We start from the raw sequence: 20,480 nt of genomic DNA on the forward strand, positions 1-20,480 counted from the left end.
CCGTCGGCCGTTATGAGATAGACGGAGATGACATCTTCTTCATGGTGTCGGAATACGAAACGAAAGCGCCGTCCGACCTCAAGGCAGAAACGCACAGCGAATATATCGATATCCAGTTCCTCGTCAGTGGCAGAGAGCTGATCGGCTGGGCACAGAAGGAAGAAGGCTATCCGTACGAGTACCTCGACGAGAAAGGCAATGATGCCGTATTCTACGCAGCAGTGCCGAACGAATCGTTCGTTCTGCTCGGCGCAGACTGCTATGCTGTCCTGACGGAAAACGATATCCATCGTCCGTGCTGTCAAGTCGGTGCGAGTGCACCTGTTAAAAAAATCGTAGCCAAAGTAAGAAAAACGCTCGTTTTATAAGAAGAAGCAGGATTTTTGCCCATTATGGCGAATGATACTACATATTATGGACGTTTTGCCGCCCAGGGCAAAGGAAAGAATTTAAGCAAGGTGGTTGGAGATGGAAATCAAGGAGATCAAAAAACTGAAATTATACGGGTTCAATAACCTGACGAAATCGCTCAGTTTCAATATGTACGATATTTGTTATGCGAAAACGCCCGAGCATCGCAGAGAATATATCGAGTATATCGACGAGCAGTACAATGCACAGCGTTTGACGGGTATATTGACAGAGGTTGCCAACATTATCGGGGCGAATATCCTCAATATTGCGAAGCAAGACTATGAACCGCAAGGTGCCAGTGTAACGATATTGATTTCGGAAGGGCCGGTTGAGCCTGTGTCGGACGCTGTCGTCTGCCATCTCGATAAGAGCCATATCACCGTACACACGTATCCCGAAAGTCATCCCGAGAAGGGCATCAGCACCTTCCGTGCCGATATCGATGTATCGACCTGCGGTGAGATCTCGCCGCTCAAAGCACTCAATTATCTGTTAGAGCAGTTCTGCTCGGATATCGTAACCATCGACTATCGCGTACGCGGCTTTACGCGCGACGTGAACGGCCGCAAGCTGTTCATCGACCATAAGATCAACTCGATCCAGAATTATATCGACTCGAAAAAACGTACCAAATATCAGATGCTCGACGTGAACGTATATCAGGAAAACATCTTCCATACGAAGATGCTCTTGAAAGAATTCGATCTCGATAACTACTTGTTCGGCACACCGAAAAACGAGTTGACGACACACGAAAAACGTAAGATCAAACAGAGCCTGAAAAAAGAAATGGCAGAGATCTTCTACGGCAGAAATATTCCGAAGGTCTAACACACAGTTATAGGAGGAGTAACAGTGAGCAACGTAAGACGTATTTTTGTTGAGAAAAAAGCCGGCTTCGACATTCCTGCACAGGAATTGTTCAAAGACCTCAAAGAAAGCCTCAGCCTCGAAGGCCTTGAAGGCGTTCGCATCATCCAGCGCTACGATGTGCAGGGTATCAGCGAAGAAGAATATCAGAAAGCACGCGGTATCGTGTTCTCCGAACCGACCGTTGACACCGTATATGACGAAGAGATCGAGATCGATGACAAAGACTTCGTGTTCGCAGTAGAACCGCTCCCGGGTCAGTATGACCAGCGCGCAGACTCCGCGGCACAGTGCGTACAGCTCATCTCGCAGAAAGACCGCCCCATCATCGTGACGGCGCGCGTCATCATCTTGTCGGGTTCGCTTACGGCAGACGAAGTGGCAAAAGTAAAAGCGTACTGCATCAACGCAGTCGAAGCGCGTGAAGCCGCTCTCGAAAAACCGGAAGACCTCGACCTCAGATCCGAAGTTCCCGCAGATGTGGCAAAACTCACGGACTTCACGACGTGGAGCGAAGAAAGACTTGCCGCATTCCACAAAGAAACGGGTCTTGCGATGAGCCTTGCAGACCTCGCGTTCTGTCAGGCATACTTCCGCGACGAAGAAGACCGCGACCCGACTATTACAGAAATTAAAGTAATCGACACGTACTGGTCCGACCATTGCCGTCATACGACGTTCTCGACGAAAATTACCGACATCGCGTTCGAAGACGGTGCGTTTAATGCACCTGTGCAGGAAGCATACAAAGGCTACCAAGGCGCACGTGACTATGTATATGGTGAAACAGACCGTCCGATGACGCTGATGGACATGGCTTGCATCGGTACGAAACAGCTTAAAAAACAGGGCAAAGTCGAAGACCTCGACGCGTCCGATGAGATCAACGCTTGCAGTATCGTGACGAAAGCCGACATCAATGGCAAAGAAGAAGACTGGCTCGTCATGTTCAAAAACGAAACGCACAACCACCCGACGGAGATCGAACCGTTCGGCGGTGCGGCAACGTGCCTCGGCGGTGCTATCCGCGACCCGCTCTCGGGCCGTTCCTACATCTATCAGGCAATGCGCGTAACCGGTTCGGGCGATCCGCGTGCGTCGATCGACGATACGCTCCCGGGCAAGCTCCCGCAGAAAAAAATCACGACGACGGCGGCCGCAGGTTACAGCTCCTACGGTAACCAGATCGGTCTTGCGACGGGTCAGGTACAAGAGCTCTATCACCAGGGCTATATCGCAAAACGTATGGAGATCGGTGCTGTTATCGCTGCCGCTCCGAAAGAAAATGTCGTCCGTGAAAAACCGCAGAAAGGTGACGTCGTTATCCTCGTCGGCGGTCGTACAGGCCGTGACGGCTGCGGCGGTGCAACAGGCTCGTCGAAAGAGCATACGGAAGAATCGCTCACGACGTGCGGTGCAGAAGTACAGAAAGGGAATCCGCCGACAGAACGTAAAATTCAGCGTCTGTTCCGCAACCCGATCGTCAGCCGCATGATCAAACGCTGCAACGACTTCGGTGCGGGCGGTGTATCCGTATCCATCGGTGAATTGACAGACGGTCTTGTCATCGACCTTGACAAAGTACCGAAAAAATATGAAGGCCTCGACGGCACGGAACTTGCGATCTCCGAATCGCAGGAACGTATGAGCTGTGTCGTAGACGGCGCAAACGCAGAAGAATTCATTCGTTATGCACAGGAAGAAAATCTCGAAGCAACGGTCGTTGCACACGTAACGGACGATGCTCGCCTCGAAATTTTCTGGCGCGGCAACCATGTCGTCAACCTTAGTCGTGCCTTCCTCGATACGAACGGCGTACAACAGCAGACGAAAGTCAACATCGCCGCTCCGTCGGCAGACAGCTATCTCAGAAGCTTCCCGAAACCGCAGACGGCAGAAGAAACGGAAAAAGAATGGCTCGCGCTTCTCGCCGACCTCAACGCTTGCAGTCAGAAAGGTCTTGTAGAACGCTTTGACTCCACCATCGGTGCAAGCACAGTGCTTATGCCGTTCGGCGGTAAATATCAGATGACACCTCCGGAAGGTATGGTCGCAAAACTGCCTGTACTTTCGGGCGATACGTCCACGGCTACGGCTATGACGTTCGGCTGCAATCCGCACCTTCTCTCCTGGAGCCCGTTCCACGGCGCACTCTATGCCGTCGTTGAATCGGTAGCGAAAATGGTCGCTCTCGGCGGTCGCCGCGAAACGATCCGTCTTACGTTCCAGGAATACTTCGAAAAACTCGGCACGGATACGAAACGCTGGGGCAAACCGACAGCCGCACTTCTCGGCGGTCTTTATGCACAGCAGAAATTCGAGATCCCTGCCATCGGCGGTAAAGACTCCATGAGCGGTACGTTCAACGACCTCGATGTTCCGCCGACGCTCGCATCGTTCGCAGTCAACGTGATGCCTGCATCGCGTGCGATCTCGCCTGAATTCAAAGCGGCAGGCAACCGCCTCGCGCTCGTCAAAGCACGTATCGACGACAAAGATATGGTAGACTTTACGCAGCTCAACGCAATCTATGAACGTGTAGCAGACCTTATCGCAGACGGCAAAATCATTTCCGCATCGGCACTTCGCTTCGGCGGCGTGGCACTCGCGGCAACGAAAATGGCACTCGGCAACCGCATCGGTGCAGAGCTTACGGTCGCAAAAGAAGACCTCTTCGCTCCGCTCTACGGCTCGATGTTCGTAGAACTCGCGGCAGGCGAAACGACAGCTCTCTTCGACGGCCTTGATGCAGAAGTCGTTGACGCAGGTCAGACGATCGCAGAAGAAGAACTTCGCGCACACGGCTTCGTCCTTCCGCTCGCCAAAGCAGAAGCAGTCTGGACAGCTCCGCTCGAAAAAATCTTCCCGACGCAGGCAAAAGCAGAAGAAAAAGTTCCGACACTCGCACTTTCCGACAAAGTCGGCAAAGCACACAGCAATATCCACGTGGCAAAACCGCGTGTATTCATTCCGGTATTCCCGGGCATCAACTGCGAATACGACACGGCAAAAGCGTTCGAAAATGCAGGCGCACTTGCTGAAACATTCGTCGTGAAAAACCTCACGCCGCAGGCAGTCGAAGAGTCCATCGAAGCGATGGTAAGAGCCATCAACAAAGCACAGATCCTCATGCTTCCGGGCGGCTTCAGCGCAGGTGACGAACCTGACGGCTCGGGCAAATTCATCGCGGCAATGCTCCGCAACCCGCGCATCAAAGAAGCCATCACAGAGCTTCTCGAAAACAGAGATGGTCTTATGCTCGGTATCTGCAACGGCTTCCAGGCACTTATCAAGCTCGGCCTCGTACCGTACGGCAAGATCGTCGATCTCACGCCTGATATGCCGACGCTCACGTACAACAACATCGGCCGTCACGTATCGTGCATGGTACAGACGAAAGTCGTATCCAAGCTCTCCCCGTGGCTCAGCGGCGTCGAACTCGGCAGCACGCACTCCATCGCCGTATCGCACGGTGAAGGCCGCTTCGTAGCACCGCAGGCTGTCATCGACCAGCTCCGCGCCAACGGTCAGATCGCAACGCAGTATGTTGACTTTGACGGCAACCCTGCCAACATGATCCCGTTCAACCCGAACGGCTCCATGGAAGCCATCGAAGGTATCACGAGCCCGGACGGTCGTGTCCTCGGTAAAATGGGTCACTCCGAACGTCTTGGCACACACGTTGCCAAAAATATCCCCGGCGACAAAGATCAGCAGATCTTCGCATCGGGCGTACGTTACTTCTTATAAGAAGACGCAAAGAAGCGTCGCCTACATAAGGCGGCGCTTTTTGTATCATAAAACAAGTCGGTGCGTAAAAAACTACGCTATATCAATGTAATAACAGTCGAGCCGACTGTTTATCAAGGAGGATATCACGGTGGAAATACAATTTCAACCGATCACGCTTGCGGACCGCGCACGTATCAATTCATATTTTCGTGCGCAGTACTGCGAGAATGCACACTTTACGTTTACGAACCTGTTCATGTGGCGCGAAGCGTACCACATCGAATGGGCGGAATATAAAAACTGTCTTCTCGTCAAAGCCGCATGGGAAGACGACGAATACGCTATCCAACCGTTCGGCACGGAGGAGAACGTCCGCGCCGTCATGGACGATTGGATCGCCTATTTCAAAGAGAGAAAACAGCCGTTCGTCATGCGCGGCGTTGAGAAAAAAGTAGCCGAATGGATACGCGAGATGTATCCGTCAGCGCGCATCGAGAGCGACCGCGACGACTTTGACTACGTGTATCTGCGCGAAGACCTCGCCGAGCTCAAGGGGCGCAAATACCACGGCAAAAAGAACCATATCAACGCGCTCAAGAAAACGTGCGAATACGAATACGTCCCCGTCGGCGAGGACAACATCGACGAATGTACGCAGTCGATACGCGAATGGTGTAGACAGCGCGAATGCTACAAAGACCCCGTCCTCTCTGCCGAGCGCAAAGCCATCTTCGAGGTGCTCGAACATTTCCGCGAGCTGGAGCTTGTCGGCGGTGCCATCCGCATCAACGGCAAGATCGAAGCACTCACCTTCGGCGAAATGCTCAACAGCGACACCGCAGTCATCCATGTAGAGAAAGGCAATGCCGATATCCGCGGCATCTATCCGCTCATCAATCAGGAATTCTGCCTCCATGCGTGGGGTGGTGCGACGTACATCAACCGTGAAGAAGACATGGGCGTGGAAGGTCTTCGCAAGGCGAAAGAAAGCTATCGCCCGTGCCATATGGTAGAAAAATACGTGATCGAGATAAAATAACGACAAATAAAAGAAGGTCATTGCCTGTGCCGATGACAGAAAGGCATAAGTGATATGACAAAATTTAATGGAATTTTCAGACAGCAAAAGCAGGAATCTATGACATAAAAAGAGAACTATCCGAATATAGCATACTTGTGCGCTGGGTTGAGTAAAGTTGACTACCTGTGCGTACTATGAAACAAGAGATAAAGGAGATGTTTTCATATGGCAGAGATCAAGATTCCGTATTCCAAAGGTTATGTAACAGCAGTCATTCCCGACGAAAAATTGAGTGCAGTCCTCGAATCGAAAGCGCATGATTTCAAACCGTCGGCAGGTGAGAGCGAACTCGTTCAGCAGGCACTCGAAAATCCGATCGATTCGCCGCGCCTTTCTGAGCTTGCCAAAGGCAAACAGAATATCGTTATCATTGCCAGCGACCATACGCGCCCTGTACCGAGCAAGGTCATCGCGCCACTCATGCTCGCCGAAATTCGTAAAGGCAACCCTGATGCGAACATCACGTTCCTTATCGCAACAGGCTTCCATCGTCCGACGACGAAAGAAGAGCTCGTCAACAAGTTCGGCGAAGACATCGGTGCAAAAGAAAATATCATCGTCCATGATGCGTTCAACGATGACGACCATGTCCTCGTCGGCACGCTTCCGTCGGGCGGTCAGATCCTCCTCGACAAAGTTGCGGCAGAAGCAGACCTTCTCGTATCGGAAGGCTTCATTGAACCGCACTTCTTCGCAGGCTTCTCGGGCGGTCGTAAGAGCGTACTTCCGGGCGTCGTAAGCGCGAAAACAGTTATGTACAACCACAACTCCGAATTTATCAACAGTGAAAAAGCAAGAACGGGTCTCCTTGCAGGCAACCCGATCCATGAAGATATGCTCGCGGCAGCCAAAGCAGCCAAACTCTCTTTCATCTGCAACGTCATCATCGACGCACACAAAAAAGTCATCGCGGCATTCGCAGGCAATCTCGAAGCGGCTCACGCGGCAGGTACCAAATTCGCAGGCGAGCTTGCAGGTGTACAGGCAGTTCCTGCTGACATCGCCATCACCTCGAACGGCGGCTATCCGCTCGACCAGAACATCTATCAGGCTGTAAAAGGTATGAGCGCGGCGGAAGCTACGTGTAAAAAAGGCGGCGTTATCATCATCGCGGCGGCTTGCAACGACGGACACGGCGGTCAGGCGTTCTATGACTGGTTCCTCAAATACAAATCGGCACGCACCGTTATGACGAAGATCCTCACCATCCCGCGTGACAGCACGATCGCGGACCAGTGGGAAGCACAAGTGCTCGCTCGTATCCTTATGAATTACACGGTCATCATGGTCACCGACCAGTGCGACCACGCAATGCTCGAAAACTTCGGCATCATGCCTGTTTCCACGATGGCAGAAGCACAGGCACTCGCAGAAGATATCGCAGGCAAAGATGCGACATACACTGTTGTTCCTGATGGCGTATCCGTTATCGTCAAAGCATAACAGTACATCGAGAGGACAGGTGTTTGCCTGTCCTCTTTTTTACAACATAAAAGATAAAGGAGATGTATCATTATGGCAGAGATCAAAGTTTGTTATTCCAAAGGTCATTTGACAGCAGTCATTCCCGATGAAAAATTGAATGCCGTCCTCGAATCGAAAGCACATGCGTTCAAACCTGCGGCAGGCGAGAGCGAACTCGTTCAGCAGGCGCTTGAAAATCCGATCGCATCGCCAAGACTCTGTGAGCTTGCCAAAGGCAAACAGAACATCGTCATCATTGCCAGCGACCATACACGCCCCGTACCGAGCAAGGTCATTGCACCACTCATGCTCGCCGAAATTCGTAAAGGCAACCCTGATGCGAACATCACGTTCCTTATCGCAACAGGCTTCCATCGTCCGACGACGAAAGAAGAACTTATCGCCAAATTCGGTGAAGAGATCGTAGCGAACGAAAATATCATCGTCCATGATGCGTTCAACGATGACGACCACGTTCTCGTCGGTATGCTTCCGTCGGGCGGTCAGATCCTCCTCGACAAAGTAGCGGCAAATGCAGACCTTCTCGTATCGGAAGGCTTCATCGAACCGCACTTCTTCGCAGGCTTCTCGGGCGGTCGTAAGAGCGTCCTGCCGGGCGTCGTAAGTGCGAAAACAGTCATGTACAACCACAACTCCGAATTTATCAACAGCGAAAAAGCAAGAACGGGTCTTCTTGAAGGCAACCCGATCCATATCGACATGCTCGCGGCAGCCAAAGCGGCAAAACTCTGCTTCATCTGCAACGTCGTCATCGATGCTGACAAAAAAGTCATCGCGGCATTCGCAGGCGACCTCGAAGCGGCACATGACGAAGGTACAAAATTCGCAGGCGAGCTTGCCGGTGTCAAAGCCGTACCTGCCGATATCGTTATCACTTCGAACGGCGGCTATCCGCTCGACCAGAACGTATACCAGACGTGCAAAGGCATGAGCGCAGGCGAAGCTACGTGTAAACCGGGCGGCGTTATCATCATCGCATCGGCTTGCAACGACGGCCACGGCGGTCAGGCATTCTACGACTGGTTCGCAAAATACAAAGTACCGCGTGCCGTTGTATCGAAGATCCTCCAGATCCCGCGTGATGCAACGATCGCAGACCAGTGGTGCGCACAGATCACGGCGCGTATCCTGATGAACTACACGGTCATCATCATCAGCGACCAGTGCGACCACGGCATGCTCCGCGACTTCGGCTTTATTCCTGTCAACACGATGGAAGAAGCACAGGCACTCGCAGAAGACATCGCAGGTCAAGAAGCAAAATATACCGTTATTCCTGACGGTGTTGCCGTTATCGTTCAAGCATAACAACAGCAAAAGCGTATCCGTAAAAATGCGGATACGCTTTTTTATTTGCGGGCAGACTAAGCACATCTTATCATAGGTGGTGCTTATCACGTGAAACGATATACTGCGATCATCCTTTGTCTTGTCGCACTTCTCGGTGCGGGATGCAGTCTTTTTCCCGATATGAATGACAACAGTTACCGCACGGAAGAAAACGGTGCGCCGACAGCCGAAGCAGGCTCCTTCTCCGCCGACAAATATAAGTCTGAGCCGACCGTCAAGGTCTGGTTCGCCGATACGGGTACGATCAAGGAGATGCCCCTTGAGACGTATCTCGAAGGCGTCGTCGCGCAGGAGATGATAACCGACTTTCCGTTAGAAGCACTCGCCGCGCAGGCGATCTGCTCGCGTACCATTGCACTGAACGCCATCGAAGCAGGCACGATCAAGAAGCTCCACGGTGCCGATGTCAGTACTTCAAAAGACGAACTGCAAGCCTACGATGCCAAAAAAGTCACCGATAAAGTAAAAGAAGCCGTCCGTCGTACACGCGGTGAAGTCATCCTATATAACGGCGCGCTCATCAACAGCATCTACTCTGCCTGCAACGGGCAGATAGGCGCGACGAAGGAAGAGAGCTTCCCTGAGGAGATCGAAGGAGATACGCCGTACTTTCAGCCGGTCGAAGACCACTGCTTCGACTACGCGCCCGATGAGTACGTTTCGTGGGAAGTCGATATCGACGGGTGGGAAGTCGCAAATGCCATCGGTGTCAGTGACCCGTCGAGTATCCGCATCGTATCGCGCGGTCCGTCGGGCAGGATACTGAAGATCGGCACGGAGGAGAAGAATATCTACGGCTCCGAATTCAGAAGGCGCATCGGCTACGAGCGACTCAAGTCAACGCTCGTTCACAAGATGGACTACGACGGGAGTAAGTTCACCTTCTCGGGTGCAGGCTGGGGCAACGGTATCGGGCTTTGTCAATGGGGCGCGTACGGCTATGCCGAAGAAGGCAAAAAAGCCGAGGAGATCATCGGAAAGTATTATATTGATACTACGATCCAAAAATTATATGAATAAAGATGTTGAACCAAGTCGTCTGCTGCGATATAATATATTAGATATATCCGGGCAGACGCAGGATTTTGTGCGAAGTGTCGGTATAAGAACCGACAGACTTCATATACTAGAGATGGGAGGCGGCAGTCTCCCACAAGAGGCGTCGTTGTCTGAGAAGCGATTTTCAGGTGACGGCGCTACGGCTTTTTACGACATGATCGTCTGACGGACAAGAAGGAGAAACAGGAACATGCAGGATGTGATCGTGACCGTGCTCGGTATCCAGACGGACGCAGACGGAGATAAGACACGAATAGAAACGGTAGCCAACGGCAAGATGCGCCAAAAAGACGGTATGCACTACATCACGTACCGTGAACGTCAGGAAGACGGTACGGAAGTGGCGACGCTCATTAAGGCAAGCGAAACCGCCATGACGCTCGTCAGACATGGACAAGTCGTACACGAACAGCGTTTCGAACAGGCCAAACGAGAAAACGGAACGTACAAGACGCCCTACGGCACCATTCGTATGGCAGTCGATACACACTCCTTTATCCTGTCGATGACAGAGCTGAGCGGCTCTATCTTCTTAACATACGACCTTCATGTCGAAGGCCGGTGGCAGAGCCATAACGAGCTGTCTATCAAGATCAGCCGTGACCATACATTGAACGTACAATAACAGGAGGAATATCATCTTGGATATGAAAGAACAGTTGAGCCAAGCCATCATAGATGCCGCAAAACAGGCGATCGCAGATGGCGTACTCCCCGAAGCAGAACTTCCGCAGATCGTACTCGAAGTACCGCCGCAAAAAGAATTCGGCGACTATGCGACCAACTTCGCGATGCAGGCGGCACGCGCTTTCAAGAAAAGCCCGCGCATGATCGCAGAAGCACTTACCGAACGAATGAAATACAGCTGGCTCGACCGCGCAGAGATCGCAGGTCCCGGCTTCATCAACTTCTATCTCCAGTCCGACTGGGTCTATGACCTTCTTGCACGTGCGCTCCGTGAAGGCGAAGCATACGGCAACGGTGCGCCCATCGACGAAAAAGTACAGATCGAATTCGTCAGCGCGAACCCGACAGGCCCCTTACACGTAGGCCACGGCCGCGGTGCGGCATTCGGCAGCGCACTTGTCAACCTCATGCGTGCGGCAGGCTACAACGTCGAAGCAGAATACTACATCAACGATGCGGGCAATCAGATCAACAACCTTGCCCTCTCCGTCGATGCACGCTATAAAGAACTCCTCGGTCAGCCGTGTGAGTTCCCCGAAAACGGCTACCACGGCCACGACATCATCGAAACAGCACAACAAATTATCGATAAATACGGCGACAAATACCTCGCAATGAGCGAAGAAGAACGCCTTGCCGCGTTCAAACCGCTCGCGCTTTCCGAAAAGCTCGCCAAACTCAAAGAAGACCTCGAAGCGTTCAACGTATCGTACCAAGTATGGTTCAGCGAAAAAACGCTCCACGAAGCAGGCTACATCGAAGAAACGTGCGACTACCTCACAGAACGCGGTAAAATGTACGAAAAAGACGGCGCACGCTGGCTCAAGTCGACCGACTACGGCGACGACAAAGACCGCGTCGTGATCCGCGACAACGGCGTACCGACGTACCTTGCGGCAGACATCGCGTATCACCGCGACAAATTCCGCCGCGAATTCGACCGCGTCATCAACATCTGGGGCGCAGACCACCACGGCTACGTCTGCCGTGTCAAAGCGGCTGTCAGCGCGCTCGGCTACGATCCCGATGCGCTCGAAGTACTCCTTCTTCAGATGGTCAGCCTCTACCGCAACGGCCAGCTCGTCAAAATGTCGAAACGTACGGGCGAAAGCGTAACGCTCGCCGAGCTCATCGAAGAAGTCGGCACCGATGCGGCACGATTCTTCTTCATCATGCGCTCCATCGACAGCCAGCTCGACTTTGACTTAGACCTTGCGAAATCGCAGTCGAACGAAAACCCTGTCTACTATATCCAGTACGCACACGCGCGTATCGCCAGCATCTTCCGTCAGGCAGACGAAGCAGGCATCGCTCGTCCGACGGCTGATACCGTCCTCTCCGTACTCAAAGAAGAAGCAGAGATCGACCTCATCAAAAAGATCGGCGAATATCCCGAAGAAGTACAACAGGCGGCAAAAGAACGCGCGCCGCATGCCATCGCACGCTATGCGCATGAGCTCGCAGGTCTTTTCCATACGTTCTACAACCAATGCCGTATCGTCGGCGTAGATGCTGAACTCTCCGAGGCAAGACTTGCGCTCGTCACGGCAGTACAGCAGACCATCCGCCATGCACTCACCATGCTCGGCGTATCGGCTCCCGACAAAATGTAACAACAAGCGTATCCGACGCAAAAATCGGCGAAAACGTGCAGGATTTTGCGAGATAGGATAGAATCATAATAAGATAAACGTAAACGACTTTGCATACGCAAAGCACGGAAATAGAACATAACGATCGATACATAAGGACAGAAAGCAGGAGGAATTGTTTCCATGGCAAAATACGTATTTGTAACAGGCGGTGTTGTTTCTTCTCTCGGTAAAGGCATCACGGCCGCATCGCTTGGCAGACTGCTCAAAAATCGCGGACTCAAAGTAACGGTTCAGAAATTCGACCCGTACATCAATATCGACCCGGGTACGATGAGCCCGTATCAGCACGGTGAAGTATTCGTAACGGACGACGGCGCAGAAACTGACCTCGACCTCGGCCACTATGAACGTTTCATTGATATCAACCTTTCCAAAAACTCGAACGTAACGACAGGCAAGATCTACTGGTCCGTTATCAGCAAGGAACGCCGCGGTGACTATCTCGGTCGTACGGTACAGGTCATTCCGCATATCACGAATGCGATCAAAGAAAAAGTATATAGCGTCGGCGAAGACGTTGACGTCGTTATCACAGAGATCGGCGGTACGGTCGGCGATATCGAAAGCCTCCCGTTCCTCGAAGCGATCCGTCAGGTCAAAAAAGAAGTCGGCAAAAACAACTGCCTCTACATTCACGTAACGCTCGTTCCGTACATCTCGGCAGCAGGTGAGCTCAAAACGAAACCGACCCAACACAGCGTAAAAGAATTGCGCAGCATCGGTATCCACCCCGACATTATCGTATGTCGTGCGGAAAAAGAGATCTCCGACGAAATGAAAGAAAAACTCGCTCTCTTCTGCGACGTTGATGCGAACGCTATCATCCAGAACAAAACAGCTTCCACCATCTATCAAGTACCGCTCCTTTTGAAAGACGAAGGCTTCGACAAGATCGCGCTCGAAAAACTCGCTCTTCCGGTAACGGACGTTGATATGACCGACTGGGAAAACATGGTACAGAAGCTTCTCAACCCGACGAAACGCGTAAAAATCGCGATGGTCGGTAAATACGTAGCACTCCATGATGCGTACCTCTCCGTATCGGAAGGTCTTCATCATGCAGGTATCGTACACGATACGGCGATCGACATCGAATGGATCGACTCCGAAGAGATCGAATCGCTCGACAGCCTCGACGGCGTATTCGAAGGCGTACAGGGTATCTTGGTACCGGGCGGCTTCGGCGACCGCGGTGTCGAAGGCAAGATCCGTGCGATCCAGTATGCTCGTGAGAACAAAATTCCGTTCTTCGGTCTTTGCCTCGGTATGCAGTGTGCCGTTATCGAGTACGCTCGTAACGTAGCAGGCTTCGAAGGCGCACACAGCAGCGAATTCGATGAAAATACGCAATACCCTGTCATCGACCTCATGGAAGAACAGGTAGACGTAACAGAAAAAGGCGGTACGATGCGTCTTGGCGTATATCCGTGCAAAGTCATGGAAGGTACGAGAACGCATGCGGCATACGGCGCAGACATGGTAGACGAACGTCACCGTCACCGCTTCGAATTCAACAACAAATATTTGAAAGCACTCACAGATGCAGGCCTCATCATCGGCGGTACGTCCCCGAGCGGCTCTCTTGTAGAGATCGTCGAAGTGCCTGATCATCCGTGGTTTGTTGCGACGCAGTTCCATCCGGAATTCAAATCCCGTCCGACGAATCCGCACCCGCTCTTTAGTGCTTTCGTAGAAGCATCGCTCAAAATCGAACGATAAACAAACGAAAAGCGGTCGGACAACTTCCGACCGCTTTCTTACTTATATGTGATATAAGGAGATGCTCTTATGCTTACCAACATCTATGACGTCCTGCGCTCGCCGAAAACGGCACTGGAACGTATCAATGAACAAGCCGATATCTACAAAGCACTCAACCTGCAAGGCATCGTCTTATTCATCAATGCACTTACCAACAAATATGATGCTGCGAGCGAAGATCCGCTCTGGCTGACGCTTCTCACAGCAGTCATCACGGTTCCCGTTGTACTTGCCATCACGTATCTTGTGACAGGCTTTACGCATGGTATCGCACGCCTTATGGGTGGTCAGGGCACATGGAAAAAGCTGTTCATCACGCTTAGCTACTGCATGATACCGCAGATGATATTTATCCCGATAGAAGTACTGCTCCTTCTTTTTGGCATAGAAATGGCAGTCGGTATCGTCGCCCTCATCGCTACTGTCTGGAGCATCATACTGGGCGTTTTTGCCGTTGCCAAAACAGAAAAACTCTCTGCCGCCAAATCGTGCGTCGTACTGTTCGCACCGACTATCATCGCCTTCGTCCTCGGTATGATATTCGTCTTTGCGGTGATCGGTATGCCGCAGTAATATAAGCGTACTCGGTAAATGAGGTGACACTATGCTGAAACGAATGATAACCAACTTAAAAAACGTCATCATCAAGCCGTCGGAAGCATTCCCGCGCATCATACAAGAAAATGATATGAAGTCGGCTGTATTGGTGTTGTGTATTGTCGCGGTGCTCTATTCCTTGCCCGGGGGATTTGACCCGCTGGTGATACTGGCTCTTGGTATCATCATATTGCTCTACTGGCAGATAACCACGACCATCACGCACCTTTCTGCCGGGATGCTTGGCGCAAAAGGCAGCAGACGGTCGCTCCTGATCGGCAGTGCCTATGCATGGGCAGTAGATATCTATCTGACACCGCTGGTCTTGATGGGCATGGACGGCTTGGCAGGCTTGATAGCATTCGTCTGGATAGCGTGCCTTACGGTATTGGCCATCAAAAATACCTACTCGGTCAGTACGGGAAAAGGTGTCGGCATCTTGCTGATGGATGGTATCATTCAGCTGTTCTTGATAGGCATTATCGTATTTTTGAGTGCGCCGTACCTAGAATCACTGAGAAATCAAATGCAATAACCAATCTGAAATAAAGAGGTAACAAATATGTTCAATCAACTCATAGTGAACGTCAAAGAAACGATCTTAAAACCGTCCGCCGCCTTTCCGCGCATGGCAGATGAATGTGACATCAAGCTCGCATCGCTCGTCCTTATCATCATCTCTGCCATCAGCGGTATGGCAGAAGGTGCTACTGCTATCGTCAGCGCGATCCTCGTCATGGCGGCGTTCTGGGTCATCGAAACAGGCGTGCTCCATCTTCTGGCGAAGATATTCGGTGCATCGGGCGAGATGAAACGGCTCCTCATCGTCAACGCTTACACCATGGTACCGTCGCTCTTTTTTGTTCCGCTCTCGCTCATTCCGGGCGGTGAGATGATGACGCTTGCCATCGGCGGTATCTGGACGATGTATCTCAGCTACCTCGCGCTCAAAAGTGTCTACACACTCAGCGCAGGAAAAGCGATCATCATCCTTGTGCTCCTTTACTTCATCCTTGCCGTGCTCGGCGTGCTTATGGCATTCGCGATGATGAGGTTGTAAACAAATAATCTGATTTTGTGAAAAATTCCGAATAACAGCCGCTCTTCCCGTAAAAAGGGCAGGATTTCTCTAAACTATGGCGAAATCTTTGCTAAAGGGGAAAATCTTGGGGGAGGAAACGGCAATGCTCATTCGGGCGGTGACAACGATCGCACTGTATTGTCCGCGGTGCGGAAAACTGAATCTGCATGACATCTCGCATTTTGCGGTCGGACATGAGCCGAACGACCTTGTCTGCTCGTGCGGATACAAGCAAGCCGCCGTTATGCGCGCAGGTGCGTTCCAATTTGAGCTGACGATTCCTTGTGTCATGTGTCAATCGACGCATCACCTCTTTTTTGACCGTCGTGCGCTTCGTCATATCGAAGTCGAAAAAATATATTGCCCGAGCGAGAATTTCGAACTCGGCTTTATCGGTCGCCACGATGCGATAGAAGCAACGCGACACCTGCACAAAAGCGAGTTTTGCAGGCTGTGGCAGGACGGTTCGAGCGAAGAAGATATTAGGAGTCAGCAGATCGTCCTTGAAGTGCTCAACAAAGTACACGATATTGCCAGCGAACAGCACATCTACTGTATGTGCGGTGCGCATCAAATGACAGCAGACCTTCTTCCCGAAGGCGTACTGCTCACGTGTCTGTCGTGCGGAAGCTACGAGCTGATACCTGCTACCGAAGCAGTATTGGCAAGACTTTACGCAACAGACAGCATCGTGATGACAGGCATAGAAGCCATGTCACACGAAAAATAACCAAGCTGACCGTGTCCGACTTCGGTCGGATCGCAGTTATACATTCTCCGATTTGATTCGGAAACAATATATCAAAATAAGGTAGGGGGAATATTATATGGATCGTGAATTAGCATTAGAACTGGTCAGAATTACCGAAAAAGCCGCAGTAGCATCCGGTCGCTGGATGGGTCTTGGTATGAAAAACGAAGCAGACGGCGCTGCTGTAGACGCAATGCGTAAAGCATTCGACAAAGTAGCTGTCAGCGGTCTCGTCGTTATCGGCGAAGGCGAAATGGACGAAGCTCCGATGCTCTACATCGGTGAAGAAGTAGGTCTCGGTGGTCCGGAGATCGACATCGCTGTTGACCCGGTAGAAGGTACGAACCTCATCGCAAAAGGACTTCCGGGCTCCATCGCCGTTATGGCGATCGCTCCGCGCGGCTGTCTCTTGAATGCACCTGATATGTATATGGAAAAACTTTGCGTAGGTCATCGCGGTAAAGGCCGCATCGACATCGCGGCTCCGGTTCGTCAGAACGTGCTCAGAGTAGCAGATGCTATGAATCGCGACGTAAAAGACATGGTAGTCGTTATTCTCGACCGTGAACGCCATGAAGGCATCATCCGCGAAGTCCGCGACACGGGCGCTCGCGTTAAGCTCATCAGTGACGGTGACGTTTCGCCGGCAGTCAGCGTTGGTATCGAAGGCTCTGGCGTACATATGCTCATCGGTACAGGCGGTGCTCCGGAAGGCGTTATCGCAGCAGCAGCTCTCAAATGCCTCGGCGGCGACATGCAGGCTCGCCTCTGGCCGGAAAACGATGACGATATCGAACGTGCAAAAAAATTGGGTATCACCGATGTGAAGAAGATCCTCACCATCGACGATATGGTAAAAGGCGACGAAGCATTCTTCGTTGGTACAGCTATCACGCAGTGTGACTTCCTTGAACCTGTTCGTTACTTCAAAGGCGGCGCAAGAACGAACTCTGTCGTTATGCGCGCTTCCACGGGTACGGTACGCTTCATCGATGCGATCCATCGCTTCAATGCACAGGCTGTTTCCGTTCGCTTCAAATAATCAAAGAACAAAAAATGCCGCAGGCGATCTTGCTTGCGGTATTTTTTTGTCTGCGCTGCTCCTTTTTCGGTGCTGAAAAAAGGCAAGTAAAGCCGTGCTTTTTTTGTGCATGGCACGCTCCTTTTTGCGGGATACTACAGAAAAAAGGGGGCGAAGCTATGCGTATCTATTATCATTGCGATTGGTGCGGACGAGGCGTGGCACAGCTGGAGCTTGACGCGATCGATGAGGCGAAATTGGGGCTCGATTGCTTGACTGCCGAGGAGCGCGACGATATAATATCAGTAGATGAAACAGGCATCATGCATATCAAGACGTTGTGCGACCGTTGTGTCGATTCGCTCGGGCTCGACGAGGTGCGCACCTTAAGACACAGTCTTTACAGCAGGATACAATAACAGGGCTTTGGCAAGTTGCCAAAGCCCCTTTTGTGCAGAAGGAGGAACGCTATGGAACGATTATTTCGTGCGCTGAAGGGTGACAGATCATATCGGGAAGTGCTCTCGCTGGCAGAGAGCCGTAAAAGCGCACTCGTATACGGTGCTTCGGGCAGTGCCAAGCACGCGCTCATCGCATCTGTCTATCGAGAGGACCCGCGCATGATGCTCGTCGTCACCTCGGCAGGCGAGGGGCTCAGGCAGATGGCAGATGACCTCGGTGCGCTCCTTCCCGAGGTACAGGTAGAGGTGCTTCCTGCCGCCGATCTCATCATGGCAGACGGCCTGACGAAGAACAGCACGCTCATGGCGAAACGGCAAGCCATATTCAGCGCGATGGTACGCGGCGAAAAGATGATCGTCCTCGCCGATACGGAAGCATCATCGCAGAAGGTGCTCCCTCGCCAAGCCTTCGCCGACAGTCGGCTCGTCATTCGTGAAGGCGATATCATCGAGCGCAAGAAGCTCGCCGAACTGCTCGTCAAAGCAGGCTATGAGCACAGCGCGCGTGTCGAAGGCGCAGGCGAGTTCTGCGTGCGCGGCGGTATCATTGATGTGTATCCGACACATCGGAAGAACCCGTACCGTATCGAATTTTTTGACGATGAGATAGATTCTATCCGTATGTTCGACAGTGAAACGCAATGCTCTCTGCGATCGGTCGAAGAAGTCGAGATCATTGGGCGTACAGTCGTCACGGGTGCATCTATCGACCCGCTCTTTACGTATCTGACTGATGATGCGTATCTTATTATCGACGAAACGGCACGCCTTGCCGAAGAACTCAAGAAACTGCGCCATGAGAGCGATGAACAGCAAGAACGTCTTTTGACTTGGGACGAGTGGCTCGCCGAAGCGGAAAAACACGCACCGCTCTATCTGTCGCTGATGATGCAGAAAGGGGCAGACCGCCTCGATGCACTTGTCGGCATCACCTCGCGCAGTATCGCCCCGTATCACAAGCAGGTAGACCTTTTCTACGACGATGTGCGCGACTGGCTTGCAAACGGCTGGCAAACAGCACTTTTCGTTTCGAATGAGGACAAAGCGCGCGGTATCATGCGCTCGCTCCATGAAGCAGGCATCAGCGCGGTGCTTGCCGACCGAGGCAATACGTGGCAGAAAGATAAGGTGCTTGTCTTTTTCGGCACGCTGTCGCAAGGGTTCGAAGTCCCTGCGGCCAAGCTCGTCGTCGTATCGGAACGTGATATCCTCGGCCAGCAGAAAAAACGCGCCCGTCCACAGCCGCCGAAAGGCAAACGCATCGCCGTTTTCCGTGAGATCAACGTCGGCGATTATGTCGTACATAACAGCCACGGTATCGGTAAATATGTCGGTGTCGAAACGATAACGGTGGCAGGTGTCGCCAAAGACTATCTCCATATCCGTTACGCAGGCGATGATAAGCTGTATGTGCCGACGGATCAGGTCGCCACGCTTCAGAAATATATCGGCAACGAAGGCGACGCGCCCAAGCTGTCGCGCATGGGCGGTGCCGACTGGATCCGTGCCAAAACGCGCGCACGCAAGGCAGTCGTCGATATCGCCAAGGAGCTTGTCGCGCTCTATGCCGAACGTAAGATCAAACAAGGCATCGCGTTCGACGAAGATACGCCGTGGCAGAGAGAGTTTGAAGATGCGTTCCCGTATGAAGAAACGATCGACCAACGGCGCGCCATCGAGGAGATCAAGCGCGATATGGAAAAACCGCAGCCGATGGATAGACTTCTGTGCGGTGATGTCGGCTTCGGCAAAACGGAAGTCGCCGTCCGCGCCGCGTTCAAGGCAGTCGTCGGCGGGAAACAAGTCGCCGTCCTCGTACCTACGACCGTGCTGGCACAGCAGCATTATCAGACATTCTCCTCGCGGTGTGAAGAATTCGGCGTGCGCGTCGGTGTCATCAACCGTTTCCGCTCTGCGAAGGAACAGAAAGAAACGCTCAAACGTGTCGAAGAAGGACAGATCGACATCCTTGTCGGCACGCACAGACTTTTAAATAGTGAGATACGATTCCGTGACCTTGGGCTTCTTATCGTCGATGAAGAACAGCGGTTCGGCGTATCGCAGAAGGAAAAGATGAAACAGATGTCGGTCGGCATCGACGTACTGACGCTGTCGGCAACACCGATCCCGCGTACGCTCCATATGTCGCTCGTCGGTGCGCGTGATATGAGCATCATCGAAACACCGCCCGAAGAAAGATATCCCGTCGAAACATACGTGCTCGAATATCAGGAATCGCTCCTCAAAAGTGCCATCAGACGCGAGCTCAAACGCGGCGGACAGGTCTACTTCGTCTACAACCGCGTCGAAACGATCGACAAGATGCGTGCAGAGTTGGAGCGCATGATGCCCGATGCCCGTATCCAAACGGCGCACGGACAAATGGCAGAAGAACTGTTAGAGCAGGTCATGCTCGACTTCTATGAAGGCAAGTCGGATATCCTCATCTCGACGAGCATCATCGAAAACGGCCTC

Annotated in this window: 17 protein-coding genes; all 17 read left to right on the forward strand. The window is 52.2% G+C overall.

The window, feature by feature from the left end:
* A partial coding sequence (locus IJN28_03270; GenBank protein ID MBQ6712794.1) for a YhcH/YjgK/YiaL family protein occupies positions 1-368 on the forward strand: 368 nt, incomplete at its 5' end.
* Between the two features lie 100 nt (positions 369-468).
* Positions 469-1,245 carry an adenosylmethionine decarboxylase gene (gene speD / locus IJN28_03275; GenBank protein MBQ6712795.1) on the forward strand — a complete coding sequence of 259 codons (777 nt, stop codon included), beginning with the start codon at positions 469-471 and terminating at the stop codon, positions 1,243-1,245.
* A gap of 24 nt (positions 1,246-1,269) precedes the next feature.
* A complete protein-coding gene (locus tag IJN28_03280; GenBank protein MBQ6712796.1) occupies positions 1,270-5,034 on the forward strand; it encodes a phosphoribosylformylglycinamidine synthase in 3,765 nt (1,254 codons plus the stop codon).
* Positions 5,035-5,272: 238 nt separating this feature from the next.
* Positions 5,273-6,055 carry a DUF2156 domain-containing protein gene (locus IJN28_03285; protein MBQ6712797.1) on the forward strand — a complete coding sequence of 261 codons (783 nt, stop codon included), beginning with the start codon at positions 5,273-5,275 and terminating at the stop codon, positions 6,053-6,055.
* A gap of 207 nt (positions 6,056-6,262) precedes the next feature.
* Positions 6,263-7,540, forward strand: coding sequence for a nickel-dependent lactate racemase (gene larA / locus IJN28_03290; GenBank protein MBQ6712798.1), 1,278 nt, complete (start codon positions 6,263-6,265; stop codon positions 7,538-7,540).
* Between the two features lie 72 nt (positions 7,541-7,612).
* Positions 7,613-8,890: a nickel-dependent lactate racemase gene (larA, locus tag IJN28_03295; GenBank protein MBQ6712799.1), complete on the forward strand. Its 1,278-nt coding sequence runs from the start codon at positions 7,613-7,615 to the stop codon at positions 8,888-8,890.
* 162 nt (positions 8,891-9,052) lie between these two features.
* Complete coding sequence (locus IJN28_03300) at positions 9,053-9,952, forward strand: SpoIID/LytB domain-containing protein (GenBank protein ID MBQ6712800.1); 900 nt, start codon at positions 9,053-9,055, stop codon at positions 9,950-9,952.
* A gap of 229 nt (positions 9,953-10,181) precedes the next feature.
* Entirely contained in the window at positions 10,182-10,616 is a 435-nt protein-coding gene (locus IJN28_03305; protein ID MBQ6712801.1) for a DUF1934 domain-containing protein, read from the forward strand.
* Between the two features lie 16 nt (positions 10,617-10,632).
* Positions 10,633-12,291, forward strand: coding sequence for an arginine--tRNA ligase (locus tag IJN28_03310; GenBank protein MBQ6712802.1), 1,659 nt, complete (start codon positions 10,633-10,635; stop codon positions 12,289-12,291).
* A gap of 162 nt (positions 12,292-12,453) precedes the next feature.
* Positions 12,454-14,052 (forward strand): CTP synthase, encoded by a 1,599-nt coding sequence (locus IJN28_03315; GenBank protein MBQ6712803.1) that lies wholly within the window; start codon positions 12,454-12,456, stop codon positions 14,050-14,052.
* A gap of 69 nt (positions 14,053-14,121) precedes the next feature.
* Positions 14,122-14,667, forward strand: a complete 546-nt coding sequence (locus IJN28_03320; GenBank protein MBQ6712804.1) for a YIP1 family protein — start codon at positions 14,122-14,124, stop codon at positions 14,665-14,667.
* Between the two features lie 31 nt (positions 14,668-14,698).
* The gene (locus tag IJN28_03325; GenBank protein MBQ6712805.1) at positions 14,699-15,226 is read left to right on the forward strand and encodes a YIP1 family protein; all 528 of its coding nucleotides are present in this window, start codon (positions 14,699-14,701) and stop codon (positions 15,224-15,226) included.
* A 27-nt stretch (positions 15,227-15,253) separates the two neighbouring features.
* Complete coding sequence (locus IJN28_03330; GenBank protein MBQ6712806.1) at positions 15,254-15,751, forward strand: YIP1 family protein; 498 nt, start codon at positions 15,254-15,256, stop codon at positions 15,749-15,751.
* Positions 15,752-15,857: 106 nt separating this feature from the next.
* On the forward strand, positions 15,858-16,502 hold the full coding sequence (locus IJN28_03335; protein MBQ6712807.1) for a hypothetical protein: 645 nt from the start codon (positions 15,858-15,860) through the stop codon (positions 16,500-16,502).
* Between the two features lie 97 nt (positions 16,503-16,599).
* A complete protein-coding gene (gene glpX / locus IJN28_03340; GenBank protein MBQ6712808.1) occupies positions 16,600-17,565 on the forward strand; it encodes a class II fructose-bisphosphatase in 966 nt (321 codons plus the stop codon).
* A 158-nt stretch (positions 17,566-17,723) separates the two neighbouring features.
* Entirely contained in the window at positions 17,724-17,963 is a 240-nt protein-coding gene (locus tag IJN28_03345; protein ID MBQ6712809.1) for a DUF2757 family protein, read from the forward strand.
* A 51-nt stretch (positions 17,964-18,014) separates the two neighbouring features.
* The coding region (locus tag IJN28_03350) for a DEAD/DEAH box helicase (GenBank protein MBQ6712810.1) at positions 18,015-20,480 on the forward strand (2,466 nt) is incomplete at its 3' end.

The sequence above is a fragment of the Selenomonadales bacterium genome, assembly GCA_017442105.1.
GTDB lineage: Bacteria > Bacillota > Negativicutes > RGIG982 > RGIG982 > RGIG982.

Coding starts and splice junctions, on each gene's coding strand:
- IJN28_03320 (MBQ6712804.1), top strand. CDS start 14,122: ATGCTTACCAACATCTATGACGTCCTGCGCTCGCCGAAAACGGCACTG.
- IJN28_03285 (MBQ6712797.1), top strand. CDS start 5,273: ATGTGGCGCGAAGCGTACCACATCGAATGGGCGGAATATAAAAACTGT.
- IJN28_03325 (MBQ6712805.1), top strand. CDS start 14,699: ATGCTGAAACGAATGATAACCAACTTAAAAAACGTCATCATCAAGCCG.
- IJN28_03315 (MBQ6712803.1), top strand. CDS start 12,454: ATGGCAAAATACGTATTTGTAACAGGCGGTGTTGTTTCTTCTCTCGGT.
- IJN28_03305 (MBQ6712801.1), top strand. CDS start 10,182: ATGCAGGATGTGATCGTGACCGTGCTCGGTATCCAGACGGACGCAGAC.
- IJN28_03330 (MBQ6712806.1), top strand. CDS start 15,254: ATGTTCAATCAACTCATAGTGAACGTCAAAGAAACGATCTTAAAACCG.
- larA (MBQ6712799.1), top strand. CDS start 7,613: ATGGCAGAGATCAAAGTTTGTTATTCCAAAGGTCATTTGACAGCAGTC.
- larA (MBQ6712798.1), top strand. CDS start 6,263: ATGGCAGAGATCAAGATTCCGTATTCCAAAGGTTATGTAACAGCAGTC.
- IJN28_03300 (MBQ6712800.1), top strand. CDS start 9,053: ATGAATGACAACAGTTACCGCACGGAAGAAAACGGTGCGCCGACAGCC.
- speD (MBQ6712795.1), top strand. CDS start 469: ATGGAAATCAAGGAGATCAAAAAACTGAAATTATACGGGTTCAATAAC.
- glpX (MBQ6712808.1), top strand. CDS start 16,600: ATGGATCGTGAATTAGCATTAGAACTGGTCAGAATTACCGAAAAAGCC.
- IJN28_03345 (MBQ6712809.1), top strand. CDS start 17,724: ATGCGTATCTATTATCATTGCGATTGGTGCGGACGAGGCGTGGCACAG.